Annotated in this window: 12 protein-coding genes; 5 read left to right on the top strand and 7 right to left on the bottom strand. The window is 70.1% G+C overall.

The window, feature by feature from the left end; genetic code table 11:
- Positions 1-119 precede the first annotated feature (119 nt).
- From R5H32_RS18580 to hemF, 3 genes are all read right to left on the bottom strand, one after another.
- On the bottom strand, positions 120-413 hold the full coding sequence (locus R5H32_RS18580) for a chorismate mutase (RefSeq protein WP_318340183.1): 294 nt from the start codon (positions 411-413) through the stop codon (positions 120-122).
- Between the two features lie 70 nt (positions 414-483).
- On the bottom strand, positions 484-1,122 hold the full coding sequence (locus tag R5H32_RS18575; RefSeq protein ID WP_318340182.1) for a LysE family translocator: 639 nt from the start codon (positions 1,120-1,122) through the stop codon (positions 484-486).
- Positions 1,123-1,135: 13 nt separating this feature from the next.
- On the bottom strand, positions 1,136-2,014 hold the full coding sequence (gene hemF / locus R5H32_RS18570) for an oxygen-dependent coproporphyrinogen oxidase (protein WP_318340181.1): 879 nt from the start codon (positions 2,012-2,014) through the stop codon (positions 1,136-1,138).
- A 144-nt stretch (positions 2,015-2,158) separates the two neighbouring features.
- Between hemF and R5H32_RS18565 the strand changes: the two genes are divergently transcribed.
- Genes R5H32_RS18565 through R5H32_RS18555 form a run of 3 tightly spaced genes read left to right on the top strand, consistent with a single transcriptional unit; the run spans position 2,159 to position 3,356 of the window.
- Positions 2,159-2,536, top strand: coding sequence for a hypothetical protein (locus R5H32_RS18565; protein ID WP_318340180.1), 378 nt, complete (start codon positions 2,159-2,161; stop codon positions 2,534-2,536).
- Positions 2,537-2,547: 11 nt separating this feature from the next.
- Complete coding sequence (locus R5H32_RS18560) at positions 2,548-2,940, top strand: hypothetical protein (RefSeq protein WP_318340179.1); 393 nt, start codon at positions 2,548-2,550, stop codon at positions 2,938-2,940.
- Positions 2,937-3,356: a hypothetical protein gene (locus R5H32_RS18555; RefSeq protein WP_318340178.1), complete on the top strand. Its 420-nt coding sequence runs from the start codon at positions 2,937-2,939 to the stop codon at positions 3,354-3,356. Before R5H32_RS18560 ends, R5H32_RS18555 begins: the two co-directional genes overlap by 4 nt.
- Here R5H32_RS18555 and R5H32_RS18550 read toward each other — a convergent pair.
- Genes R5H32_RS18550 through clpS form a run of 3 tightly spaced genes read right to left on the bottom strand, consistent with a single transcriptional unit; the run spans position 3,353 to position 5,554 of the window.
- A complete protein-coding gene (locus tag R5H32_RS18550) occupies positions 3,353-4,162 on the bottom strand; it encodes an SDR family oxidoreductase (RefSeq protein ID WP_318340177.1) in 810 nt (269 codons plus the stop codon). The genes R5H32_RS18555 and R5H32_RS18550 overlap by 4 nt on opposite strands.
- 42 nt (positions 4,163-4,204) lie before the next feature.
- Positions 4,205-5,218, bottom strand: coding sequence for a class I SAM-dependent methyltransferase (locus R5H32_RS18545; RefSeq protein WP_318340176.1), 1,014 nt, complete (start codon positions 5,216-5,218; stop codon positions 4,205-4,207).
- A 15-nt stretch (positions 5,219-5,233) separates the two neighbouring features.
- On the bottom strand, positions 5,234-5,554 hold the full coding sequence (clpS, locus tag R5H32_RS18540; protein WP_264772898.1) for an ATP-dependent Clp protease adapter ClpS: 321 nt from the start codon (positions 5,552-5,554) through the stop codon (positions 5,234-5,236).
- 170 nt (positions 5,555-5,724) lie between these two features.
- Here clpS and R5H32_RS18535 point away from each other — a divergent pair, with 170 nt between their 5' ends.
- On the top strand, positions 5,725-6,438 hold the full coding sequence (locus tag R5H32_RS18535) for an HAD family hydrolase (protein ID WP_412099043.1): 714 nt from the start codon (positions 5,725-5,727) through the stop codon (positions 6,436-6,438).
- 260 nt (positions 6,439-6,698) lie between these two features.
- On the top strand, positions 6,699-8,456 hold the full coding sequence (locus tag R5H32_RS18530) for a D-alanyl-D-alanine carboxypeptidase family protein (RefSeq protein ID WP_318340188.1): 1,758 nt from the start codon (positions 6,699-6,701) through the stop codon (positions 8,454-8,456).
- Here the strand turns inward: R5H32_RS18530 and ccoS are convergent, their stop codons facing one another.
- On the bottom strand, positions 8,457-8,615 hold the full coding sequence (gene ccoS, locus R5H32_RS18525; protein WP_318340174.1) for a cbb3-type cytochrome oxidase assembly protein CcoS: 159 nt from the start codon (positions 8,613-8,615) through the stop codon (positions 8,457-8,459). It lies immediately after the preceding gene.
- Positions 8,616-8,623: the final 8 nt, after the last annotated feature.

Here is an 8,623-nt window from a genome sequence, read left to right as displayed (position 1 = left end):
AGGACGGCCAGGTCGACGAGGAGGGCGCCCCGGAGAGCCTGCTCCAGAAAAACGGCCTCTTCCGAACCCTCTACGACCACCAGTTCGGACACGCGGAAGCCCGCTGAGGCAAGAGAGCCTCAGCCGCGGCCGATCACCGCTTCCTCGCGCGCGATCGACCAGTCGATGAGGCGGCGCCAGAGCGCCTCGACCAGCACCGGGTCGAGCCCTTCGGCCATCGCCCGCGCCTTGACCTTCGCCACCACGTCCTCGACCCGGTCGTCGATCCGCGCCGGCAGGCCGAGCGCGGGCTTCAGCTCCGAGGCGCGGTCGATATAGCCTGCGCGTTCAGTCAGGAGCGCCACGAGCGCGCCGTCGATCCGGTCGATCTCGGCCCGCACATCGGCCATGGTCGCGCAGTCCGCCGGTTTCATCGCGTTTCTCCGTCCAGTCCTCGGGCCACCTCATAGCGGCAGAGCGCGGGCACGACAATGCGGCCCGACGTCAGGTCGCCGGAACCGCGCTCGACCAGGCGAACCAGAGCGCGATCCCGGCCAGCGCCAGCGACAGCGCGCGGCGCACCATGCGGCTGCGCGCGGGATCGTCGAGCACCCGCCGCGCAAGGCCGGCCGCGGTGACGATCGCGGCATGGATCGCGGTCGCGACCGCGACATAGGCCATCGACAGGGTGAGCGTCTCGACCAGCACCACGCCCGCGGGATCGGCGAAGCCCGGCAGAACCGCAATGTAGAACACCGCCGCCTTGGGATTGAGCAGGTTGGTGATCAGCCCGCGGCGGAAATAACGGCCGAGCGGCGCGCGGTCCGGCAGATGCGCGATCCCGTCGCCGGCATCGCGCCAGCCATCCCAGGCGAGCCAGAGAAGATAGAGCACCCCGCCCCAGCGCAAGGCCTGATAGGCCAGCGGCGAGGCCGCGACCATCGTCGCAAGCCCCAGCGCCGCAGCTATGCCGACAATCCCGAGCCCGAGCGCCACCCCGGCAACCGCGGCATAGCCCGGCCGCCGCCCCTCGCCGGCCGCGACGATCGCGAGCCAGGCCATGTTCGGCCCCGGCGTGAGTTCGATCACCGCCGAGGTCACGAGGAAGGCCGCGAAGGAGCCGGGGGCGAGGCCGTCGATCATCGCCGCTCGCCCGTCAGACCCATTTCGCCAGGGGCGGCAGGCTCATCAGCACCGCGTTGGCGTCGTGCCCGGTCTCGAGCCCGAACTTGGTGCCGCGGTCGTAGACGAGGTTGTACTCGGCATAGAGCCCGCGATGGACAAGCTGAATGTCGCGCTCGGCCTCGCCCCACGCCGTCGCGCGGCGGCGCTCGACGAGCGGCACGAAGGCGGGCAGGAAAGCCTGGCCGACAGCCTTGGTGAAGTCGAAGTCGGCGTCCCAGTCGCCGGTGTTGAGATCGTCGAAGAAGATGCCGCCGACGCCGCGGGCGCGGAGGCGGTGGGGGACGAAGAAATACTCGTCCGCCCATTCCTTGAACCGGGTGTAATAGCCCGGGTCATGGGCGTCACAGGCGGCCTTCAGGGCCGCGTGGAAATGCGCCGTGTCCTCGGCATATTCGATGCAGGGGTTGAGGTCGGCGCCGCCGCCGAACCACCAGGCGTGCGGGGTCCAGAACATCCGCGTGTTCATGTGCACCGCCGGCACATGCGGGTTCCGCATATGCGCGACGAGGCTGATGCCCGAGGCCCAGAAGCGCGGATCCTCCGCCATGCCGGGCACGCCGCGCGCCGCCATCGCGGCTTGCGCCTTGGCCCCAAGCTGCCCGTGCACCGTCGAGACGTTGACGCCGACCTTCTCGAAGACCCGCCCGCCGCGCATCACGCTCATCAGTCCGCCGCCGGCATCCTCTCCGGCCGCACCCGCACGGCGGGTCTCGCTGACCTCGAACCGGCCCGCGGGCGCTTCACCCGGCCCGGCATCCTCGAGCGCTTCGAAGGCCGCGACGATCTCGTCGCGCAAGGAGCGGAACCAGGCCGCGGCCTCGGCCTTTCTCGTGTCGAAATCGCTGGTCATGCCGTTTCCTCCAAGCCGCCCCCGGCCTAGCAGGTCCGGTCCCGCCCCGCCAGTCCGACAAAAGCGCGCGCCCCGCGTCGCCCGAAATTGCCCCCGGCGGCAAAGCCGCTATGCTGGCCGGGCATGCAGTCCCGGAGTCGCCCGATGGCCGTATCCGCCCGCCCCTCTTTCGCCTTCGCGTTGATCCTTGCGGCGGCATCCTGCGCCGATTCCGGCCCGCGCTGCACCGCCGCCGAACGGCGCGAGCTTGCCACCATCGACGGACTCATCGCCGAGACGCGGGGCGGCTTGCAGCGCGGCTACCGCGACGTGGCCTCGACGGGCGGCGCCAGCGTCAACTTCTGCCTTGGCGGCGCCGGTTCGAATGTCGGGATGAGCTTCTGCACCGCGCCCGGACCGAGAACCCGGCCGGTCCCGATCGACCGCGCGTCCGAGGAACGCAAACTCTCCGCCCTAGAGGCCCGCCGTGGCGCGCTCGCCGCGCAGATCGAGGCCAAGGCCGCCACCTGCCCAGCCAACTGAAAGCCCCGACCATGCGCGCCCGCCCCCTCCTCTGCCTCGCCCTCCTCCTCGCCGCCTGCGGCTCGCCGCAGGAACGCTGCATCCAGAGCGCCACGCGCGAGATGCGCACCCTCGACCGTCTGATCGCCGAGACCGAGGCGACCCTCGCGCGCGGCTATGGCTACGAGACGCGCGAGGTCGTGCGCCACGTCTGGACGCGCTGCGACGACTTCATCCCGGGCTACGGCCCGCATCCCTACCGCCGAATGTGCTTCGAGCCGGTGTTCCACACCGTGAAGGAGCCGGTGGCCATCGACCCCGCGGCCGAGGCGCGCAAGCTCGACGGGCTCAAGACCCGGCGCGCGGAGCTTGCGGCCCGGGCCGCACCCGCGATCGAAGCCTGCAAGGTCGAGCATCCCGAATGAACCGCCGCATCGTGGCGGGCCGCCTGCCCCGCGCCGTCCTCGCCGCCGCGGCCGCGGCCACGCTCGCCGGGTGCGGCGCGGGTCGCGACCAATGCCTGCGCGCCGTGACCGAGGACATCCGCACGCTCGACCGCCTGATCGCCGAGACCGAGGCGGGCCGCGCCCGCGGCTACGGGACCGCGCGGCAGGAGCTTCCCTATCTCGAGCATTACCGCTGCCCCGGCTATCCGCGCGGCACCGGCCACGAGGCGCCGACCTGCCTCACCACCGAGACGATGACGATCGAGACACCGGTCGCGCTCGACCCCGCTGCCGAGGACCGCAAGCTCGCCGCGTTGAAGGCCCGGCGCGAGGCGCTGGTGCCGCGGGCGCTTGACCAGATCGCCGAGTGCAAGGCGCGCTACGGCGGGGCTTAGTAGGCAGGCGCCGGAACCGCGTCGATCAGGCTGCGGCCGCCGTCCACGGTCAGGATCTGCCCGGTGACGAAGCCCGCCCCGTCCGAGGCGAGGAACTGCACCACCTCGGCCAGCTCGGTCGGCGGCGCGATCCGTCCCATCGGCGTGCCCCTGGTGATCAGGCTGCGCCAGTCGGGGTTTTCCTTCAGGCTCGCCTGCAGGCTCGCCGTCATCACGCTGGCAAGTGCGACCCCGTTCACCCGGATCCGCTCGGGCGCGAGCGCCACGGCGAGCGAGCGCGTGGCCTGGTCGAGTGCCGCGCCCGCGATCGAATAGGCGAGAAGCTCGGGCTGGGCGCGGCAGGCCGCGAGCGTCGAGATGTTGATGATCGAGCCGACCGGCCCCTCGGTCTGCTCGTCCTTCTTGGCCTGGGCGATCATCCGCTTCGCCGCCATCTGGCTCAGCCGGAGCGAGGTCATAAGGTTCTGCTTCAGCATCGCCTCGATGCTCGGATCGTCCGGGTTGAGCGGGTCCGAGGGGATGATGCCGCGGCTCGCGTTCACCACGATGTCGATCCGTTCGAACGCGTCGACCGTGGCCGACAGGAGGTTGGCGACCGTCAGCTTCTGGCTGAGATCGCCGCCGAAACAGCGCACCGCACCCTCGGCGGCGGCCTCGGTGCCGATCTCCTCGGCAAGCTTGGCCTCGTCGTTGTCGGCGAACATGACCTTGGCACCGCGATCAACGAAGTGGCGGCCGATGGCGAGGCCGATGCCTCTCGCGGCTCCGGTGACGATGGCGGTTTTGCCGGCGATGGACAGGGTCATGGGGGTTCCGGGGTTGATTCTGTTCGGGCAGGCTAGCGGAAGTCAGCGCCGCGGGCGAGCGGGCTCGCCCGGCCGCGCGGCGCGGATAAGCTTGAAGCCGGTGTCGCCGCCGATCTCGGCCAGTTCGCGGAAGTGGCGGGCCAGCACCGCCTCGTAGGGCAGGTGCCGGTTGGCGACCATGTAGAGCGTGCCGGACGGCGCGAGCATCGCCGCCGCCGCCTCGATGAAGCCCTGGCCGAGCGCCGGTTCGGCGGCGCGCCCGGCATGGAAGGGCGGGTTCATCACCACCGCGTCGAGCTTCGCGGGCGGGCGGAAGCGGGTCGCGTCGGCCCAGTGGAATCGCGCGCGCGGATCGTCGATATTGACCTCGGCACAGGCAAGCGCGGCATGGTCGGCCTCGACGAGATGCAGTTCGCTTACCCCCGGCCGCGTGAGGATCTGCGCCGCGAGCCAGCCCCAGCCGGCCCCGAGATCGGCGACGCGGCCCTTCAGGCCCTGCGGCAGGGCCTCGGCCAGAAGCGCCGAACCGCGGTCGACCTTGTCGGCCGAGAACACGCCGGGCCGGGTCACGAAGCCGGGCGCGGGATGGATATCCGCCGCCGCCCAGCCGGCGAAGGCCTCCGGTCCCGGCGCGTCGAAGCGGAAGATCTTGCCATGCGCCTTGGCGAACGGGGCCGAGACCGCGACGCGGGCGCGAACCTCCTTCAGGATCGAGTCGATACCGTCGGTCTTCGCGCCGTCGACCCAGACCGGCCCGCCCGGCACGACCCGCGCCGCCGCCTCGACGACAAGCGCATGGGCCGCCCCCCGCGACCGCGGCAGAAAGACGATTGCGGCGGCAAAGCCCGAACCCGCCTCGGCAACCGCGGGCACGGTCCGGTAGCCGCGCGCGGCGAAAGCGTCGTGGTCGGGGCGGAAGCCCTGCACGACGGTTGTGCGCTCCTTCGGCAGCGGCAGGTCGCCCGCCGCCGCGACCGGCCCCAAAGCGAGGATCTGCCCGGAGAGCGGCAGCGCGTCGGCGCCGTCAAGCGCGAGGGAAAGCCGGGGATGCGTCATGGAGCGGGCCGCGCCCTATTCCTTTTCCATCGTGCATTGCAGCGGATGCTGGTGGCGGCGCGAGAAATCCATCACCTGGGCGACCTTGGTCTCCGCCACCTCGAAGGAGAAGACCCCGACCACCGCGAGCCCCTTCTTGTGCACCGTCAGCATGATCTCGAAGGCCTGGCTGTGGCTCATGCCGAAATAGCGTTCCAGCACATGGACGACAAACTCCATCGGCGTGTAGTCGTCGTTGAGCAAAAGCACCTTGTAGAGCGGCGGCCGCTGCGTCTTCGGCCGCGTCTTGGTGGCGACCGACGTCTCGTGGTCGTCGCCGCTCTTGCGGTCCGACATGATGATGGGGCGCAGGGGCAATGCCACACTCCTGATGGGCCGCGACCGGGATTCGGATGCGGTCGGTTCCGCATCTTATTATAAAGCCTCAGGCGCGCCAGAAAAGGCCACCATGTGCGGCGAAGGATCCGCAACCCCGAAACCGGGCAAGCATGAAGCGGGAGACAGCAGTGCCGGACCTGACCACGATCGCTTTCGACGCCGACGACACGCTCTGGCACAACGAGCGGTTCTTCCGCATGACCCAGGACCATGTCGCGGGGCTGCTGGCCGATTACGCGGAGCGCGACCATCTCGACGAGCGCCTGCTCGCGGCCGAGCGCCGCAACCTCGGCCGCTACGGCTTCGGCATCAAGGGCTTCACGCTGTCGATGATCGAGACCGCGATCGAGGTGACGGAGGACCGGGTGCCCGCGCGCGTCATCCGCGAGATCATCGCCGCCGGTCAGGAGATGCTCGCTCATCCGATCGAGCTCCTGCCCCATGCCCGCGCCGCGGTCGAGGAACTCGCGGCCGCGCACCGGATCCTCCTGATCACCAAGGGCGACCTGCTCGACCAGGAGCGCAAGCTCGCCCAGTCCGGGCTCGGCGACCTCTTCGACGGGGTGGAGATCGTCTCGGACAAGACCGCGCCCGTCTATGCGGACATCTTTGCCCGTCACGGGCTCGTGGCCGAGGCCGCGATGATGGTCGGCAATTCGCTGAAGTCAGACGTCCTGCCGATGATCCGGATCGGCGGCTGGGGCGTGCATGTGCCGCATGAACTGACCTGGGCGCTCGAGCACGAGGCGCCGCCGGAAGGCCATGCGCGGTTCCGCACGCTGCCCGATCTTGGCGAACTCACCCGCCTGGTGGAAGGGATCAAGGACGCCGAAGGCCGCTGATCTGGTGGGGGCCGTGGCCGGTTCCGCGATATCTGCGATCCTCCGGCGCGGGACCGCAACGCGGACCGAATATCGTCAAGGCTTGGGATATCAGGTGTTTCCGGCTGCTCGCGGCTATGTTATCGTCAACGTGTATAAATGAAGCTCTGGCGGAAATGACCGGGGCACGAGGCAGGATAAAGGTGAGACAGGTGTTGACTTGTCCGGGGCAGTGGTTCCATCGAACCCGCATTTTCGTCGCGGCCGCGCTCGCGGTCATCATGGTGCCGATTTTGGCACAGGCAGCTCCCTACGCGGATTTCGTCATCGACGCCCGCACCGGACAGGTGCTGCACGAGGACAATGCCGACACGCGTCTGCATCCGGCCTCGCTGACCAAGATGATGACGCTCTACGTCGCCTTCGAGGCGATCGAGCGCGGCGAGATCTCGCTCGACAGCAAGGTCAAGATTTCCAAGCACGCCGCCTCGCAGCCGCCCTCGCGGCTCGGCCTGCGCGCGGGCCAGACCATCGCGCTGCGCTACCTGATCCGTGCCGCGGCGATCAAGTCGGCCAATGACGCCGCGACCGCGATCGGCGAAGCCATCGAGGGGTCCGAGCCCGCCTTCGCCAAGCGGATGAACCGCACCGCCAAGTCGATGGGCATGAGCCGCACCACCTTCGTCAACGCCAACGGGCTGACCGCGAAGGGTCATCTCTCGACCGCGCGAGACATGACCACTCTCGGGCGCCATCTATTCTACGACTTCCCGCAGTATTACAACATCTTCTCGCGCACGACCGCCGACGCCGGCGTCGCCCAGGTCGCCCATACCAACCGCCGCTTTCTCGCCGCCTACAAGGGCGCGGACGGGATCAAGACCGGCTACACGTCGGCGGCCGGCTTCAACCTCACCGCCTCGGCCCAGCGCGGCGACAAGCGCATTATCACCACCGTCTTCGGCGGCAAGTCGACCGCTTCGCGCAATGCCCGCGTTGCCGAGCTGATGGATCTCGGCTTCGGCAAGGCACCGAACCGGGTCGCGGTGCAAAAGCCCGCGCGCCCGGTCTATGTCGCCGGCGGTGGCGCCGGCGCCGACGTGCCGGCCGACGACGTCACTCGCGTCGTCGCCGAGGCGATTTCCGGCAGCCGCACGCTGCCCGCAGGCAAGACCCTGCGCCTGAACGTGGCGGTCGCGCAAAGCCCGCGCCCGCTGCCAAGGCCGGTGCCCGGCGACTCGGCACCGGCCGACGAACTCCTCGTGGCGATGCAGGACACGATCAACGCGGTCCTCGCCGAGGCCCAGGGCGAACCCGCGCCCGAGGCCCCCGCCGCGACGGTCATTGCCGCAGCCGAAACCGAAGCCGCGCCCGCCGAAGCCGCCGAACCCGCGACCGCCCCGGCGGGGCCGACCTTCGTCCAGGAAACCGCACCGCAGCCCGAGACCGTGCTCGCCGCCGCCGCGCCGGCGCCCGAGGTCTCCGCAAAGGAGACCGAGAGCGTTGTCGCAGCTTCTATGACATTGCCCGAAACCACGCCCGCGCCGCGCCCGGCCGAACTGGTTGCGGAGGCCGCCACGCCGGTCGAGCCGGAAGCGGTCGAACCCACCGAAGCCGTCGATCTGGCCGAAGCCGCACCGGCCGCGGAACCGGCGCCCGAGCCTGCCGAGACCGTGATCGTGGCCGCCCCCGCCCCGGCTGCTACAGCCCCCGAGGCGCCCGAGCAGATCGTCCTTGCCGCCGTCACCCAGCCGGAGGAAAGCGCCGAGGACCTCGAGGTCGTCACCCGCGTCTCGACCTCGGGCGGGCGGCAATGGTCGATCAACGTCGGCCACTACTCCTCGCGCTACAATGCCGAGCGCCAGCTCCTGCAGACCGCGCTGGTGGAGATGACGACGCTCGACGACGCGCTCCGCAAGGTCGTGTCGCGCAATGGCGGCTTCGACGCGAACTTCGTCGGCATGACCGAGGAGATGGCCCAGCTCGCCTGCCGCCGCCTTCAGGCGCGGCAGACCGACTGCACGGTGGTCGGGCCCTGATCAGGGCTTCGGCCGGTCGTCCCAGTCCGTCTTGAGGATGCGCTGACTGTCGCCCTCGGGATCCTCGTATTGCCGGTGCTTCAGCGCCCATACGAACGCGACGAGCCCGATCCCTCCGAGGAGGAGCGAGACCGGGATCAGGATTGCCAGCATTTCCATCGAAGGGG

The sequence above is a fragment of the Defluviimonas sp. D31 genome, assembly GCF_033436765.1.
GTDB lineage: Bacteria > Pseudomonadota > Alphaproteobacteria > Rhodobacterales > Rhodobacteraceae > Albidovulum.
This window is presented reverse-complemented; position numbering and strand designations above follow the sequence as displayed.